Annotated in this window: 12 protein-coding genes; 6 read left to right on the top strand and 6 right to left on the bottom strand. The window is 71.7% G+C overall.

Features of this window, described 5'->3' with window-relative positions:
- Positions 1 to 72: 72 nt before the first annotated feature.
- The 3 genes from ACFYP4_RS04575 to ACFYP4_RS04585 form a co-directional block, all read right to left on the bottom strand.
- Positions 73 to 981, bottom strand: a complete 909-nt coding sequence (locus ACFYP4_RS04575) for an ABC transporter permease subunit (RefSeq protein WP_358851634.1) — start codon at positions 979 to 981, stop codon at positions 73 to 75.
- Positions 982 to 993: 12 nt separating this feature from the next.
- The gene (locus ACFYP4_RS04580) at positions 994 to 1,998 is read right to left on the bottom strand and encodes a sugar ABC transporter permease (protein WP_358851633.1); all 1,005 of its coding nucleotides are present in this window, start codon (positions 1,996 to 1,998) and stop codon (positions 994 to 996) included.
- Positions 1,999 to 2,129: 131 nt separating this feature from the next.
- Complete coding sequence (locus tag ACFYP4_RS04585; RefSeq protein WP_358851632.1) at positions 2,130 to 3,401, bottom strand: extracellular solute-binding protein; 1,272 nt, start codon at positions 3,399 to 3,401, stop codon at positions 2,130 to 2,132.
- Positions 3,402 to 3,866: 465 nt separating this feature from the next.
- On the opposite strand from ACFYP4_RS04585, the gene ACFYP4_RS04590 reads away from it, so the two are divergent.
- Entirely contained in the window at positions 3,867 to 4,901 is a 1,035-nt protein-coding gene (locus ACFYP4_RS04590; RefSeq protein WP_358851631.1) for a LacI family DNA-binding transcriptional regulator, read from the top strand.
- Positions 4,902 to 5,009: 108 nt separating this feature from the next.
- Positions 5,010 to 5,876 (top strand): phosphatase PAP2 family protein, encoded by an 867-nt coding sequence (locus ACFYP4_RS04595; protein WP_358851630.1) that lies wholly within the window; start codon positions 5,010 to 5,012, stop codon positions 5,874 to 5,876.
- A 69-nt stretch (positions 5,877 to 5,945) separates the two neighbouring features.
- On the opposite strand, the gene ACFYP4_RS04600 is transcribed toward ACFYP4_RS04595, so the two are convergent.
- Positions 5,946 to 8,942 carry a bifunctional [glutamine synthetase] adenylyltransferase/[glutamine synthetase]-adenylyl-L-tyrosine phosphorylase gene (locus ACFYP4_RS04600; RefSeq protein ID WP_388782810.1) on the bottom strand — a complete coding sequence of 999 codons (2,997 nt, stop codon included), beginning with the start codon at positions 8,940 to 8,942 and terminating at the stop codon, positions 5,946 to 5,948.
- A gap of 205 nt (positions 8,943 to 9,147) precedes the next feature.
- Between ACFYP4_RS04600 and ACFYP4_RS04605 the strand changes: the two genes are divergently transcribed.
- The 4 genes from ACFYP4_RS04605 (at position 9,148) to ACFYP4_RS04620 (ending at position 13,002) form a co-directional block, all read left to right on the top strand.
- On the top strand, positions 9,148 to 9,588 hold the full coding sequence (locus ACFYP4_RS04605) for a VOC family protein (RefSeq protein ID WP_388782813.1): 441 nt from the start codon (positions 9,148 to 9,150) through the stop codon (positions 9,586 to 9,588).
- 111 nt (positions 9,589 to 9,699) lie between these two features.
- The gene (locus tag ACFYP4_RS04610) at positions 9,700 to 10,587 is read left to right on the top strand and encodes an alkaline phosphatase family protein (RefSeq protein ID WP_388782816.1); all 888 of its coding nucleotides are present in this window, start codon (positions 9,700 to 9,702) and stop codon (positions 10,585 to 10,587) included.
- 1 nt (position 10,588) lies between these two features.
- A complete protein-coding gene (locus ACFYP4_RS04615; protein ID WP_388782819.1) occupies positions 10,589 to 11,974 on the top strand; it encodes an MFS transporter in 1,386 nt (461 codons plus the stop codon).
- Positions 11,975 to 11,979: 5 nt separating this feature from the next.
- Positions 11,980 to 13,002: a TolB family protein gene (locus ACFYP4_RS04620; protein ID WP_388783806.1), complete on the top strand. Its 1,023-nt coding sequence runs from the start codon at positions 11,980 to 11,982 to the stop codon at positions 13,000 to 13,002.
- On the opposite strand, the gene ACFYP4_RS04625 is transcribed toward ACFYP4_RS04620, so the two are convergent.
- Together ACFYP4_RS04625 and glnA are read right to left on the bottom strand one after the other, a co-directional pair.
- Entirely contained in the window at positions 12,924 to 13,907 is a 984-nt protein-coding gene (locus ACFYP4_RS04625; protein WP_358851624.1) for an aminoglycoside phosphotransferase family protein, read from the bottom strand. The genes ACFYP4_RS04620 and ACFYP4_RS04625 overlap by 79 nt on opposite strands.
- A gap of 123 nt (positions 13,908 to 14,030) precedes the next feature.
- Positions 14,031 to 15,392, bottom strand: coding sequence for a type I glutamate--ammonia ligase (gene glnA, locus ACFYP4_RS04630; RefSeq protein ID WP_358851623.1), 1,362 nt, complete (start codon positions 15,390 to 15,392; stop codon positions 14,031 to 14,033).
- Positions 15,393 to 15,539 lie beyond the last annotated feature (147 nt).

Below are 15,539 nucleotides of genomic sequence, written 5' to 3' on the forward strand. Positions count from 1 at the left end.
CCGGCGGGGTCGGATGGGCGTCGCGGCCGCCACCCGCGCGCGGTGCGCGCGGGAGTCCTGGCGTGGCGGGCGTCAGCCCTTGGTGCCGCCCGCCGTCAGGCCGCTCACCAGGTTCTTCTGCACAAGGTAGAAGAAGGCGGAGACGGGTATGGCGACCAGCACCGCCGTGGCGGCCATGAGGTTGCGCTGCGCGTCGTGCTCGCTGACGAAGCTCTGCAGGCCGACGGCGAAGGTGTACTTCGTGTCGGACAGCATGAACGTCGAGGCGAAGGCGACCTCGCCGAACGCGGTGATGAAGCTGTAGAAGGCGGCCACGGCCAGGCCCGGCTTGGCGAGCGGCAGGATCAGCCGCAGGAACGTGCCGAAGGGGTTCAGCCCGTCGACGCGGCCCGCCTCGTCGATCTCGAAGGGGATGGTGTCGAAGTATCCCTTGAGCAGCCAGGCACAGTACGGCACCGCGGTCGAGCAGTAGACCAGGATGAGGCCCAGGTAGCTGTCGATGAGCTGGAGGTCCGACAGGATCTGGTACATCGGCACGATCAGGACGGCGATCGGGAACATCTGGGTGACCAGGAGCACCCACATGAACTTCCGGTAGCCGGGGAAGCGCATGCGGGAGACCGCGTAGCCGGTGGTGGCGGCGACCATGACGCCGATGGCCGAGGTGCCGAGCGAGACGATGAGCGAGGTCTTCATCCACGCGAAGAAGTTCGTGTGCTGAAGCACGAACGCGTAGTTGTCGAACGTCATCTTGTCCCAGATGCGCCCGGGGTGGAGGTAGTCGTCCTTGTCCGGGCCGAGGGACAGGTAGACCAGCCAGGCGATCGGGAAGAGCGCGATCAGGCTCGCGACGATCAGGACGCCGTGGGACACGACGGAGCCGGCGCGGGTGTTCTCTCCCCGCCGGGGACCCCTGCGCGGAGCGTGGCCCGGGGAGACCTGGTCCGCCGGGGCGGACGTCGGAAGGGTCGTGGTGCTCATAGGGCTCCCGCCTCAGATCGCGAGCTGCTGGTCATTGCGGTTCAGCCAGCGGCGGTAGAAGGAGGTGAAGACGATCAGGATGGTCAGCAGCAGGATGCCGTAGGCCGCCGACTGCGCGAAGTCACGCGGCTGCTGGCCGAAGCCCAGGTAGTAGGCCCAGGTGACGAGGATCTGCGCGTCCGGGGCGGTGTTGCCGAACAGCAGGAAGATGACGGCGAACTGGTTGAACGTCCAGATGACGCCGAGGAGCACGACGGTGGAGCTGACGGACCGCAGACCCGGCAGGGTGACGTGCCGGAACCGCTGCCAGGCGTTGGCGCCGTCCATCTCGGAGGCCTCGTACAGGGTGGAGTCGATGGACTGAAGGCCGCCCAGCAGCGAGACCATCATGAACGGCACACCGCACCAGGTGTTGACCATGATCGCGGCGAACCGCTGCCAGAAGGTGTCCTCAAGCCACAGCGGTGTCGGCAGGTGCACCGACTCCAGCACGGAGTTGATGACGCCGCCGTCGGCGAGCATGAAACGCCAGCCGAAGACGGTGACGAACGTCGGCACGGCCCAAGGCAGGACCAGCAGCAGGCGGTAGAAGGTGCGGCCGCGCAGCTTCTGGTTGAGCAGCAGCGCGAGGCCGAGGCCGATGACGTAGTGCAGCGTGACGCAGAGCGCCGTCCACACGATCGTCCAGATGAAGTGCGACCAGAACCGGTCGTACGACGTCGGGCCCCACAGGATGTCGGCGTAGTTGTCGAGGCCGATGAACTCGTAGGTGGCGTCGATGTGGTTGACGCCGATCGTGCGCGCCGAGTTGAGGCTGTTGGCGTCCGTCAGCGTCAGGTAGAGGCCCCGCGCCAGCGGGTAGAGCACCAGCACGCCGAGCACGAGGACCACCGGGGCGATCATCGCGTACGCGTACCAGTACTTCTGGTACGAGTGCCGGATGCGCTCGATCCGGCCTGGCCGGCGCCCGCGGTCACCACGCCGCTCGCCGGTCGCTCTGTCGATGGCGACTGTCATGATTCGACACCTTCTGCAAGTTCAGGAGTAGGTCGCACGCCCGGCCCCCGCGACGGCTCGGCCGGGGCGCACAGGCCGGATGGCCGTCGGATCCGTCCCCCGGTGCAGGCGGATCCGACGGCCACGCGGGGTCACTTCTTGAAGTCGGGGACCAGCTTCGCGATCGCGGTCTCCGCGTTGCTCAGGCCCTTGTCCAGCGACTCCTTGCCGCCGGCGATCTTCGGCAGTTCGGTGTCGAGCGGACCCCACAGCGAGCTGTACTCGGGCAGCGCCGGGCGCGGCTGGGCGGCGGCGAGCACCGTCTGGTAGCCGGCGATGCCCGGGTCGGCCTTGACGTCGGCGGTGTAGGCGTCGTCGCGCGTCGGCAGGGTCGAGTTCTTCAGGGCGATCGTCTCCTGGGACTTCGCCGAGGTCATGAACTTCACGAACTTCAGCGAGGCGTCCTGGTGGGCCTTGTCCGAGCCCGCGTAGACGGAGAGGTTGTGGCCGCCGGTCGGGGCGCCCGCCTTGCCGGTGGAGCCGGCCGGGACGGTGGCGATACCGAGGTTCGCCTTGTCCTTGAAGGCCGAGCCCTTGTAGAAGTTCGTGATCTCCCAGGGACCCTGGACGATCGCGGCGACCTTGCCGTTGACGAACGCGTCCTGGATGTGGGCGTACGCGTCGGCGGTCGTGTCGGCCTTGTGCAGGCCCTTGCCGCTGAACAGGCCCTGCCAGGTCTGGAAGCCCTTCCTGGCCTCGGGCGAGGCGACGGTGATCTTCTTGGCGTCGGCGTCGACCGTGTCGGTGCCCTCGCCGTAGAGGAAGGACTGGGCGTAGTAGGCCTGGGTGGAGCCCCAGTAACCGTCGACGCCCGTCTTCTTCTTCACCGTGGCGGCGGCGGTCTTCAGGTCGGCCCACGTCGTGGGCGCTTCCTTGATGCCGGCCTTCTCGAAGAGCGCCTTGTTGTAGACGAGCGCGAGGGTGTCGGTGACCAGCGGCACGCCGTACGTCTTGCCGTCGTACTTGGCCTGCTCGATCAGGTTGGACTTGAACTTGTCCTGCTCGGCGAGAGCCTCGGTGCCGTCGAGCGGCAGGAAGTAGCTCTTCTTCGCGAAGGCGGGGGTCCAGCCGACCTCGGAGCGCAGCAGGTCCGGGGCGCCCTTGGAGCCGGCGGCGGTGTCGAACTTGTTCTGCGCCTGGTCGAACGGCACGTTGACGTACTTGACCTTGACGTCGGGGTTGGCCTTCTCGAATTCCTTCACGAGGGCCTTGTACGTCGGGGCCTCGTTGGTGGCGTTCGAGGTGTCCCACCACGTGATGGTGGTGGGGCCGTCCGACTTGTCGCCGCTGTCGTCGCCGCCGCACGCCGTCGCCGAAAGGGCGATCGACGCCACCAGAGCGGTGGCCGCTATGCCACGCCGCATGAGATCTCCTTGAGGGTGAAGCCCGAGTGGTTGGGAAGCGGTCCCGCCCGCACCCCTTGCCGACTTGCCGACTGCGCCGTTGCGTCCGCCGGGCGACGTGAACGTAACAGCGTTGTAAGCGGCCACGGAAGAGCTTGCAGCAAAAAACTGCAAGGACCGTCGAGAGTTACGCCGCCGTGACCTCTCGACGGTGGTCCGCGGGCCCCGTACCGGGCCGATCAGCGGACTCCCGGCCGCCTGTGCAAGACTCTGCAAGCTCTTGCCAGGGCAGCCGTATACGAGGATCATCGGCCCGTCAGCGCCTTGCAGGAGCCACCCCTTCCCGCGGCGCACGCGCGGGACGCCGAGCCGACCAGAACACGAGGGAGCCCGATGACGCAGCAGCCCGGAGCGAGCCGTTCAACCGGCCGCGCACGGCGCCTGGTTGGTGGGCAACGGGAGACCCGGCCGGTACAGTCCAATCCCGTGACCACACGGCTTGCCGACATCGCAGCCCAGGCGGGGGTCAGTGAGGCGACTGTCAGCCGCGTCCTGAACGGGAAGCCGGGCGTCGCCGCCACCACCCGCCAGTCCGTCCTGGCCGCCCTCGACGTCCTCGGCTACGAGCGTCCGGTCCGGCTGCGGCAGCGCAGCGAGGGACTGGTGGGGCTGATAACCCCGGAGCTGGAGAACCCCATATTCCCGGCGCTCGCCCAGGTGATCGGCCAGGCGCTGACCCGCCAGGGCTACACCCCGGTGCTGGCCACCCAGACCCCCGGCGGTTCCACCGAGGACGAGCTGACGGAGATGCTCGTCGACCGGGGCGTCGCCGGCATCATCTTCGTCTCGGGACTGCACGCGGACACCTCCGCCGACATGCAGCGCTACGAGCAGCTGCGCGCCCGGGGCGTGCCGTTCGTCCTCGTGGACGGTTTCTCGCCGAAGGTGCAGGCCCCCTTCATCTCGCCCGACGACCGGGCGGCGATGAGCCTCGCGGTCACCCACCTCGTCTCGCTCGGTCACACGAACATCGGTCTCGCGCTCGGCCCGAAGCGGTTCGTGCCGGTGCAGCGCAAGATCGAGGGCTTCGTGCGCACGATGCAGGAGCAGCTGGGCCTGCGCCCCGACGACATCGAGGAGCGGTTCGTCCAGCACTCCCTCTACACCCTGGAGGGCGGCCAGGCGGCGGCCGCCGCGCTCATCGAGCGCGACTGCACGGCCGTGGTGTGCGCCAGCGACATGATGGCGCTGGGCGCGATACGGGCGGCGCGGCAGCTCGGCCTCGACGTGCCGAAGGGCATCTCGGTCGTCGGCTTCGACGACTCGCCCCTCATCGCCTTCACGGACCCGCCGCTCACCACGGTCCGCAAACCGGTGCCGGCCATGGGCCAGGCGGCGGTGCGCACGCTGCTGGAGGAGATCGGCGGGACACCCGCGCCGCACAGCGAGTTCGTGTTCATGCCGGAGCTGGTGGTGCGGGGGTCGACCGCTTCCGCCCCCGGGGACCGGAATCGTCCCTGAGGGGGAGAACCGTCCAGCCCGGGTGCTCCGCGCGGAGCAGGAAATGCGGCCTGAACCCGACCAGGGGATGATCGGTGGGGGAAGGCTTGTCTGGCAGACTCTGTCCTTATGGGTGAGATCACCGTGACGACACTGGAAGGCCGGAAGCAGGCCCCTCCCGAGTCCGTCGCGGACAGCTCCAACGACCGCGCCGGCCGGGCCCTGCTGCGCCGGCTGCGTACCCCGCGCCGCCCCCGATTCTGGTTCGAGATCCTGCTGATCGGTGTGAGCTACTGGACGTACTCGCTGATCCGCAACGCGGTTCCGGAGCAGAGGACGCAGGCGCTGCGCAACACCGACTGGATCTGGCGGGCCGAGCACCAGCTCGGGATCGCCGTCGAGGAGTCGGTCAACCACGCCGTGAACTCGGTGACATGGCTGATCGTCGGGATGAACTACTACTACGCGACGTTGCACTTCGTGGTCACGCTGGGTGTTCTCGTGTGGCTCTACCGCAGCCACCCCGGCCGGTACGCGGCGACGCGCACGGCGCTCTTCGCGACGACCGCCGTCGCCCTGGTCGGCTACTACTTCTATCCGCTCGCCCCGCCCCGGCTGATGGGCGGCACCTTCGTCGACACGGTCCTGGTCCACCAGACCTGGGGCTCCATGGCGTCGGGTGACCTGAAGAACATGTCGAACCAGTACGCGGCGATGCCCTCGATGCACATCGGCTGGTCCCTGTGGTGCGGTCTCACGATCTTCGCCCTGGCCTCCGCTCCCTGGGCCCGCGTCCTCGGCCTGCTCTACCCGGCGGCCACCCTGGTGGTCATCGTCGCCACGGCCAACCACTTCTGGCTGGACGCGGTGGGCGGCATGATCTGCCTGGCCTTCGGCTTCGTGGTCGCGGGAGCCTGGTACGGCGCCCTGCCGTACACCCTGCCGCGCCGGGTACCGGAGCCGGGCAGGCCGCTGCGGCGGCCCCTGAAGGCCTGACCGGGACTCGCTGACCCCGGGTTCGCCGCCGTCGGTCCGTCTCGCGTCCGGCGGTCCGTGTCCCCGGCGTCACCCTCCGTAGAACAGTTCGTCCACCACGGCCCGTGCCCGTCGCGTCGTACGCCGGTAGCCCTCCAGCAGGTCTCCGACGTGCCCGCTCTCGTACCCCAGGTACCGGCCCACGGCGGCCAGCTCCCGCCCGTCCGACGGGAAGGTGTCCCCGGCCCGTCCCCGCACGAGCATCACCGCGTTGCGGACCCGGGTCGCCAGCACCCACGCCTCGTCCAGGATCCCCGCCTCCTCCTGGGGCAGGAGGCCCGCGGCGCACGCGGCGGCGAGCGCGGCCCGCGTCCGGGTCGTGCGCAGCGCCGGCTCGGTGTGCCCGTGCCGCAGCTGCAGGAGCTGGACCGTCCACTCCACGTCGGACAGGCCGCCGCGGCCGAGCTTGGTGTGCAGGGTCGGGTCGGCGCCGCGCGGCATCCGCTCCGACTCCATGCGGGCCTTGAGCCGGCGGATCTCCCGTACGGCGTCGTCGCCGAGGCCGTCCGCCGGGTACCGCAGCGGATCTATCAGGTCGATGAAGCGGCGCCCGAGGTCCTCGTCGCCGGCGACGGGCTCGGCGCGCAGCAGGGCCTGCGACTCCCAGCCGAGGGACCAGCGGCGGTAGTAGGCCGCGTAGGAGTTGAGGGTCCGGACCAGGGGTCCCGACTTGCCCTCGGGCCGCAGGTCCGCGTCGATGAGCAGCGGCGGATCCGAGCTCGGCAGCTGGAGCAGCCGCCGCATCTCGGAGACGACGGCGTTCGCGGCGCGCGAGGCCTCCTGTTCGTCGACGCCCTCCCGGGGCTCGTGCACGAACAGTACGTCCGCGTCGGACCCGTAGTTGAGCTCGTGGCCGCCGAACCGGCCCATCCCGATCACGGCGAAGCGGGTGGGCAGCGTCTCCCCCCACCCGTCCCGCACGACCGCGCGCAGCGTCCCGGAGAGGGTGGCCGCGGTGAGGTCCGAGATCGCGGCGCCGACCCGGTCCACGAGCGCCCCCTGGTCGGCCACGGCCGGGGTCTCCTCGGTGCCGTAGGAGGCGACGATGTCGGCGGCCGCCGTGCGGAACAGTTCGCGGCGGCGCACCCCGCGCGCGGCCGTGACCGCCTGTTCGCCGCCGGGGGCCCGGCCGACCGCGGCGAGGATCTCCTGCTCCAGATGGGCGCGGGACCTGGCCTCCAGTCCGCCCGCGGCGCCGTCGCCGAGCAGCGCGACGGCTTCCGGGGCGCGCATCAGCAGGTCGGGCGCGAGCCGTCCCGCGGACAGCACCCGCGCCAGGTTCTCGGCGGCGGCCCCCTCGTCCCGGAGCAGCCGCAGATACCAGGGCGTCTTGCCCAACGCGTCCGACACCTTGCGGAAGTTGAGCAGTCCGGCGTCCGGGTCCGCGGAGTCCGCGAACCAGCCGAGCAGCACCGGCAGCAGGGTCCGCTGGATGGCGGCCTTGCGGGTGACGCCGGAGGCCAGTGCCTCCAGGTGGCGCAGGGCGGCGGCGGGATCGGCGTACCCGAGCGCGACGAGCCGTTCGCGCGCCGCGTCCGGGCTCAGCCGGGCCTCGCCGGGCGCGAGTTGGGCGACGGCGTCGAGCAGCGGCCGGTAGAAGAGCTTCTCGTGGAGCCGTCGTACGACGGAGGCGTGCCGCTTCCACTCGCGGTGCAGTTCGGTGACCGGGTCGGTGCGCAGTCCGAGCGAGCGTCCGATGCGCCGCAGGTCGGCCTCGCCCTCGGGCACGAGGTGGGTGCGCCGCAGCCGGTAGAGCTGGATGCGGTGTTCCATGGTCCGCAGGAAGCGGTAGGCGGCGTCGAGCTGCACCGCGTCGGCGCGGCCCACGTAGCCGCCCGCGGCCAGCGCCTTCAGGGCGTCCAGCGTGGTCCCGCTGCGCAGTGACGTGTCGGCCCGTCCGTGCACCAACTGCAGGAGCTGCACGGCGAATTCGACGTCCCGCAGGCCGCCGGGGCCGAGCTTCAGCTCGCGGTCGACCTCGGCGACGGGGATGTTCTCCACGACGCGGCGGCGCATCTTCTGCACGTCGGGGACGAAGTTCTCCCGTTCGGCGGCGTGCCAGACGAGGGGGGCGAGGGTGGCGACGTACTCCTCGCCGAGCGCGAGGTCCCCGGCCACCGGCCGTGCCTTCAGCAGCGCCTGGAACTCCCAGGTCTTGGCCCACCGCTGGTAGTAGGCGAGGTGGCTGCTCAGGGTGCGTACCAGCGGGCCGTTGCGGCCCTCCGGGCGCAGGTTGGCGTCGACGGGCCAGATGGTGCCCTCGACGGTGGACTCGGAGCAGATCCGCATCATGTGCGAGGCGAGGCGGGTGGCCGCCTGGATCGCCTTGCCCTCGTCCGCGCCGTCCGCCGGCTCCCCGACGAAGATCACGTCGACGTCGGACACGTAGTTCAGCTCGTGGCCGCCGCACTTGCCCATCGCGACGACCGCGAGCCGGCACAGCGCGCCGTCGTCGGGCGCCGCGGCCCGGGCGATCTCGAGCGCCGCGCGCAGCGTCGCCGTCGCGAGGTCGGCGAGCTCGGCGGCGGTCTGGGCGATGTCGGTGGTGCCGCAGACGTCCCGCGCGGCGATGGACAGCAGGCAGCGCCGGTAGGCGACACGCAGCGCGGCGGGGTCGTCCGCCTCCGCGAGGCCCCGCTCGAACTCCTCCACTCCCGGATGGAGGTCCCGCGGCTCGTACATCACGAGGGCCTGCCAGTCCCGCGGGTGGCGGGCGAGGTGGTCGGCGAGCGCGGCGGAGGCGCCGAGCACCCCGAGCAGCCGGTCCCGCAGCGGTTTGGACGCGATGAGCGTGTCCAGCAGCTCCCGCTGGGCGGTGTGGCCGTCCTGCGCCTCGACGAGCCGGACCAGCCCGAGCAGCGCGAGATCGGGGTCGGCGGTCGCGCCCAGCGCGTCGAGCAGCACGGGATCGGTCCTGACGGGCGCCAGCTCGGCGCCGTCCAGGAGCCGCTCGGCGGCGGACGGGTCGGTGAAACCGTGCCGCAGCAGCCGAGTGAAGGTACTGCTTCTGCGCCCCGGCGCCGTCATGCTCGGCCTCCTGTCGGATCAAGGTCGTACGGCCTTGAGCCTAACCGCAGCGGCCGGTGGCGGCTGCGGGGCGGGCACCCGCGAACCGGGTGGGTCCCTTCGGCGCAAGCGGTGGCGCGGCGGGCCGTCCTGGGCTTCGGTGAGGGGGAACCGTCCGGCCGGACGCGAGGGCGCCCCGGCCGGCGTGCGACGAAGGGATGCATTTGTGGACATGACCCTCGAAGTGATCGTGCTGCCGGTCACCGACGTGGACCGGGCCAAGGAGTTCTACCGCGACAAGGTCGGCTTCCACGTCGATCTGGACGGCGAGGTGATGGAGGGGGTGCGGATCGTCCAGCTGACGCCGCCGGGCTCGGGGTGTTCCATCGCGCTCGTCGACGGACTGCCGATCCCGACCGGGACGCCGCGGCCGGGGACGTACCACGGCATGCAGCTGTGCGTGGAGGACGCGAAGGCCGCGTACGAGGAGCTGCGGGCGCGCGGCCTCGACGTCAGCGAGCCGCAGTCGTTCGCGCCGCAGGACGGTGCCACGTTCATGTACTTCACCGATCCGGACGGCAACGGGTGGGCGATCCAGGAGTACCGGCAGCGGGCGGCGAAGCCGCTGCACAGGGTATTGGCGGAGCTGGCGGCCGGGCGGCAGTAGTTCACCCGCTCTTCACCCCTCGGGTTGGGGGACGTGGGCCACGGGAATATTGGCGTGTGCATGCTCTGTCCGCACCGCTCCCGTCCTCGTCCCCCACACCGGAGGTCTGAAGTGTCCGGCAGAACCGTGTACCACCGCAGCCGTGCCCTCGTGGCGTCCGCCCTGGCCCTCGCCGCCGCGGCGGCCGGGCTCTGGACCGGGTTCGGCGGCTCGTCCCCCGCGCGGGCCGCCGCCGGGGTCCCGACCCCGGACCACGTGGTCGTCGTGGTCTTCGAGAACCACGCCTACAGCCAGGTGATCAACTCCTCCAGCGCGCCGTACATCAACTCGCTCAGGGCCGGCGGCGCCAACCTCTCCCAGTCGTACGCGGAGACGCACCCGAGCCAGCCCAACTACTTCGCCCTCTTCTCCGGCTCCACACAGGGCATCACGAGCGACAGCTGCTACACGCCCGCCTTCTCCTCCGCGCCCAACCTCGCCTCCGAGCTGATCGCGGCGGGCAAGAGCTGGGCGAGCTTCAACGAGGGGCTGCCCAGCCAGGGTTCGACGACGTGCAGCAGCGGCAGGTACGCGCGCAAGCACAACCCCTGGTTCGGCTTCCGCAACGTGCCGACGTCCACGGCGAAGACGTTCGCCCAGTTCCCGACGGACTACGCGACGCTGCCCCAGGTCTCCTTCGTCGTCCCCGACCTGTGCAGCGACATGCACGACTGCTCGGTGTCCACCGGCGACACCTGGCTGAAGAACAAGCTGGGCGCGTACGCGACCTGGGCCAGGACCCACAACAGCCTCCTCGTCGTCACCTTCGACGAGGACAACCGGCTCAGCGGCAACCGGATCCCGACGGTGCTGTACGGGCAGCAGGTGACGGCCGGCGCGACCTCGTCGACCACCTACAACCACTACGACCTGCTCCGCACCCTGGAGGACATGCACGGCCTCCCGCACGCGGGCAACGCGGCCTCCGCGAAGGACATCACCGGGATCTGGACGTCCTGACGTGTACGTAGCGGACAGCCGGGCCGGCACCCCGGCCAAGGCGTCCGCGGCCGCCGCCGCCCGGCCCCGCGCCGGGCGGCGGCGCACCGCGGTCGCCCCCACGGTGCTCGCCCTCGGCACGGTCAGCCTGATCACGGACGTCTCGTCGGAGATGGTGACGGCGGTGCTGCCGCTGTACCTGGTGGCGGGCCTCGGCCTGTCACCGCTGGGCTTCGGGCTGCTGGACGGGATCTACAACGGGTTCTCGGCGCTGGTCCGGCTGGCCGGCGGGCATCTCGCCGACCGAGGGGGCGGCCGCCACAAGTGGGTGGCGGGCTTCGGCTACGGCCTGTCGGCGGCCTGCAAGCCACTGCTCCTGCTGGCCCACACGCTGACCCCGATCGGCCTGATCCTGGCGGTCGACCGCACGGGCAAGGGCCTGCGCACGGCGCCGCGCGACGCTCTGATCTCCCTGTCGAGCCCGCCGGGGACACGGGGGCGCGCCTTCGGCGTCCACCGGGCCATGGACACGGCGGGCGCCCTGCTGGGCCCCCTGGTCGCCTTCCTGATCCTGCGGGCGACGGTCGACGGCTACGACGCGGTGTTCACCGTCAGCTTCTGTGTCGCCGTGCTGGGCGTCCTGGTGCTGGTCCTGTTCGTACCGGGGGGTTCACCCGGGGCGGGGGCCCCCGGCACGGGGCCTCCGCGGGCGGGCTCCCTCCCGGCCGACGGCTGCGGCGGCGGCGACGGCGGCGGCGGGGAAACCGGGACACCCGCTTCCGGAACCTCGGGGGCCGCCGCGCCCCGGCCCACGCTGCGGGCCGCGCTGGGGCTCCTCCGGGAGCGCGGCCTGCGCCGCATCACCCTGTGCGCCCTGCTGCTCGGCCTCGCCACGGTCAGCGACTCCTTCGTGTACCTGCTGCTCCAGCGGCGCCTCGGCGTGGCGGACCGCTGGTTCGCCCTGCTGCCGCTCGGCACCGCGGCCGCGTTCCTGCTGCTGGCCGTCCCGCTCGGCCGGCTCGCCGACCGGGCCGGCCGGTGGCGGGTGTTCCTGGCGGGCCACGGCGCCCTGCTCCTCGCGTACGGCCTGCTGCTCTCCTCCTGGCACGGGGCCGCGCTGCCGTACGCCGTGCTCCTCCTGCACGGCGGCTTCTACGCGGCCACCGACGGCGTACTGATGGCCGCCGCGTCGGACAGCGTCCCGGAGTCCCTGCGCTCCTCCGGGCTCGCCCTCGTGCAGAGCGGGCAGGCGCTGGCCCGGTTCGTCTGCTCGCTCGGCTTCGGCGCGGCCTGGACGGCGTGGGGCGACCGTACGGCGCTCACCTCGTCGGCCGTGGCGCTGGCCGTCTGCGTCCTGTGCTCGCTCCGTCTGCGCCCCACGGCGACCCTTCCGGAAGGCCCCGCATGACCCGCATGACCCCGCGCAGCCGTGTCCTCGTCCTGGCCCTCTCCCTCGTCCTGCTGGCGGGCGTCGCCACGGCCTCCGTACTGCACGCCTCGGCCCGCGCCGACCGCCGGGACCGGGCGCGGCCCGGCGGTCCGCGGATCACCGCGGGCCCGGTCGCGCTGGCCGGCGCGGGCCCCCGCATGGTGTTCCGGAACATGGCGTGGGGCCCCCACCGCGACGAGCTGACGGCGGTGCCGGCGTCGGCCCCGGCGGGCCCGCGGACGGCGTCGAAGGTGACGTGCCTGCGCTTTCACGCGGCCGCGGGCACGGGCGTCTGCCTCCAGGCGGTCCGCGGCGCCGTCCAGGACACGTACCGGGCGGTGATCCTCGACGCCGGCCTGCACGAGAAGGCCCGCTACGACGTGCCCGGCATCCCGTCCCGGGCGCGGGTCTCGCCCAGCGGCCGCTTCGCCGCCTGGACGGCGTTCGTGGGCGGCGACTCGTACGCGGGGACGGACTTCTCGACCCGCGCGGCGATCGTCGACACGCGCACGGGCCGGTTCACGCCGTCGCTGGAGACGTTCCGGATCGTCAGGGACGGCCGCCCGTACCGGGCGGCGGACGTCAACTTCTGGGGCGTCACCTTCGCCGCCGACGACCGGCACTTCTACGCGACGCTCGCGACGAAGGGGAAGACCCACCTGGTCCGGGGCGACCTGCGCACGGGCACGGTCACCACGCTGCGTACGAACGTGGAGTGCCCGTCCCTCTCCCCCGACGGCAGGCGCGTCGCGTTCAAGAAGCGGGTGGCGGGCCGCCCCGCGGACGCCCCCTGGCGCCTGTACGTCCTCGATCTGCGCACGATGCGCGAGACCCCGCTCGCCGAGTCCCGCAGCGTCGACGACCAGGCCGTCTGGCAGGGCGGTCACACCCTGGTCTACGCACTCCCCGGCGACTACGGGGCCGACCTCTACGCGGTCCCGTCCGACGGCACGGGGACGCCGCGCCGCATCAGCGCCGCGGCCGTGTCACCTGCGTTCCTGCCCTGACCGCGCGGCGCTCCTCGGCCGGCGTCCGCGAGCACCGCCCGGATCACGTGCCGGGCGTTGCCCGCCATCGCCGGGTTCGTGGTGCGGTGGTGCGGCAGCGCGATCAGGGCCTGCGAGAGCGTCCGCGCCCGGCCGCTCGTCCAGGACGCGTCGTCCACGCCGAGCGCCTCGCGGAAGACCTTCCGGCCCTCGGCGGGCAGCAGGTTCCACGCCGGGAACAGGTCGCAGGCCGGATCGCCCACCCCCATGCACCCGAAGTCGATCACCGCTGTCAGTCTGCCTCCGTCCACCAGCAGGTTGCCCGGCATCAGATCGGCGTGCAGCCACACCGGCGGCCGGTCCCGGTCCGGGATCCGCAGCGCGTCCTCCCACACGGCGGTGACGGCGTCGCAGTCGACGCCCTCCTCGGGGATCCCGCGCAGCGCCGCGACCGCCGCCCGCGTCTCCTCGTCGAGCGAGGCGAGCGGTCCGCCGCGGTGGGCCGGGGGCGCCCCCGGCAGAGTGACGGCCCGCATCGCCGCGACGAAGGCGGCCAGGTCCCGGGCCAGCCCCTCGGGTTCGGTCAGCGCGCCCGCCTCGGGGTTCTCCCCCGCCAGCCACCGGTGCACCGTCCAGGGCCAGGGAAAGCCCTCGGCCGGCTCACCGGCCCCCAGCACCTCGGGGATGGCCGTGGGCAGCCGGGCCGCCAGACGGGGCAGCCACTCCTGCTCCCTGGACACGTCCCCGGCTCCGCCCGGAATCAGCGGCAGCCGTACCACCATGTCCTCGCCGAGCCGGTACATCGCGTTGACCGTCCCCCCGGACGGAACCCGCTCCACGGCCAGATCGGCCCACCCCGGAAACCGCCCGGCGACCAGCCGCCGCACGAGCGCCTCGTCGACGTCCCACTCCCGCCCTGTGCCCATGAGGCGTCATCCGACCGCAGGTCACGGACGGGCGTCAAACACTTTCCGGGACGCACACGGGGCCGACGGTCCGTGACCGTCGGCCCCGTGGCCGTCCGCGGAGGCGGGGCCCGCGGCCCGCGCCTACAGCACCGGCAGGTTCTTCCGCAGCTCGAACGCGGTGACCTCGGAGCGGTACTCCTCCCATTCCGACTTCTTGTTGCGCAGGAAGAAGTCGAAGACGTGCTCGCCGAGGGTCTCGGCGACGAGTTCGCTGCGCTCCATGAGCGTCAGGGCCTCGCCCAGGTTCTGCGGGAGGGGCTCGATGCCCAGGGCGCGGCGCTCCGCGTCGCGCAGGGCCCAGACGTCGTCGTCGGCGCCCGGCGGCAGCTCGTAGCCCTCCTCGATGCCCTTGAGACCGGCGGCCAGGAGCAGGGCGTACGCCAGGTACGGGTTCGTGCCGGAGTCGAGGGAGCGGACCTCGACGCGGGCCGAGCCGGTCTTGCCGGGCTTGTACATCGGGACGCGAACCAGCGCGGAGCGGTTGTTGTGGCCCCAGCAGATGTACGAGGGGGCCTCGCCGCCGGCGCCCGCCGTGCGCTCCGAGCCGCCCCAGATGCGCTTGTACGAGTTCACCCACTGGTTGGTGACCGCCGAGATCTCCGCCGCGTGCCGCAGCAGGCCCGCGATGAAGGAGCGGCCGACCTTGGAGAGCTGGTACTCCGAGCCGGACTCGTAGAACGCGTTGCGGTCGCCCTCGAAGAGGGAGAGGTGGGTGTGCATGCCGGAGCCGGGGTGCTCGGAGAAGGGCTTCGGCATGAAGGTCGCCTGCACGCCCTGCTCCAGTGCCACCTGCTTCATGACCAGGCGGAACGTCATGATGTTGTCCGCCGTGGACAGCGCGTCGGCGTACCGCAGGTCGATCTCCTGCTGGCCCGGCGCGCCCTCGTGGTGGGAGAACTCGACGGAGATGCCCATCGACTCCAGCATGGTGATCGCCTGGCGGCGGAAGTCCATGCCCACGTTCTGCGGGGTGTGGTCGAAGTAGCCGGAGTTGTCGGCGGGGGTGGGCCGCGACCCGTCCAGCGGGCGGTCCTTCAGCAGGAAGAACTCGATCTCGGGGTGGGTGTAGAAGGTGAACCCGAGGTCGGAGGTCTTGGCGAGGGCACGCTTGAGGACGTAGCGCGGGTCCGCGAAGGACGGCGAGCCGTCCGGCATCAGGATGTCGCAGAACATCCGCGCCGTGCCGGGGGCCTCCGCACGCCACGGCAGCACCTGGAACGTCGACGGATCCGGCTTGGCGATCATGTCCGACTCGTAGACCCGGGCGAAGCCCTCGATCGCGGAACCGTCGAACCCGATGCCCTCGTCGAAGGCCTGCTCCAGCTCGGCCGGGGCCACGGCCACCGACTTCAGGAAGCCGAGCACGTCCGTGAACCAGAGGCGTACGAACCGGATGTCACGCTCCTCCAGTGTCCGGAGCACGAACTCCTGCTGCTTGTCCATCTTCCGCTTCCACCCATCCTTGCTGGTCAGGCCGCCTGCTCCCACGCCTCGGGGACGATCGGAGCACAGGAGCATCCCACCACAACACCATTTCGTGCGCGTTGCGGACCTTGATCGGCAGGCCGACCATGGTCTGAACGTCTCGCG

The sequence above is a fragment of the Streptomyces sp. NPDC005551 genome (assembly GCF_042871785.1).
Classification (GTDB): Bacteria; Actinomycetota; Actinomycetes; order Streptomycetales; family Streptomycetaceae; genus Streptomyces.

Bases quoted from the DNA above. Each gene is read 5' to 3' on its own strand.
- ACFYP4_RS04620 (WP_388783806.1), top strand. From the start codon at position 11,980: ATGACCCCGCGCAGCCGTGTCCTCGTCCTGGCCCTCTCCCTCGTCCTG.
- ACFYP4_RS04585 (WP_358851632.1), bottom strand. From the start codon at position 3,401: ATGCGGCGTGGCATAGCGGCCACCGCTCTGGTGGCGTCGATCGCCCTT.
- ACFYP4_RS04625 (WP_358851624.1), bottom strand. From the start codon at position 13,907: ATGGGCACAGGGCGGGAGTGGGACGTCGACGAGGCGCTCGTGCGGCGG.
- ACFYP4_RS04580 (WP_358851633.1), bottom strand. From the start codon at position 1,998: ATGACAGTCGCCATCGACAGAGCGACCGGCGAGCGGCGTGGTGACCGC.
- glnA (WP_358851623.1), bottom strand. From the start codon at position 15,392: ATGGACAAGCAGCAGGAGTTCGTGCTCCGGACACTGGAGGAGCGTGAC.
- ACFYP4_RS04575 (WP_358851634.1), bottom strand. From the start codon at position 981: ATGAGCACCACGACCCTTCCGACGTCCGCCCCGGCGGACCAGGTCTCC.
- ACFYP4_RS04595 (WP_358851630.1), top strand. From the start codon at position 5,010: ATGGGTGAGATCACCGTGACGACACTGGAAGGCCGGAAGCAGGCCCCT.
- ACFYP4_RS04600 (WP_388782810.1), bottom strand. From the start codon at position 8,942: ATGACGGCGCCGGGGCGCAGAAGCAGTACCTTCACTCGGCTGCTGCGG.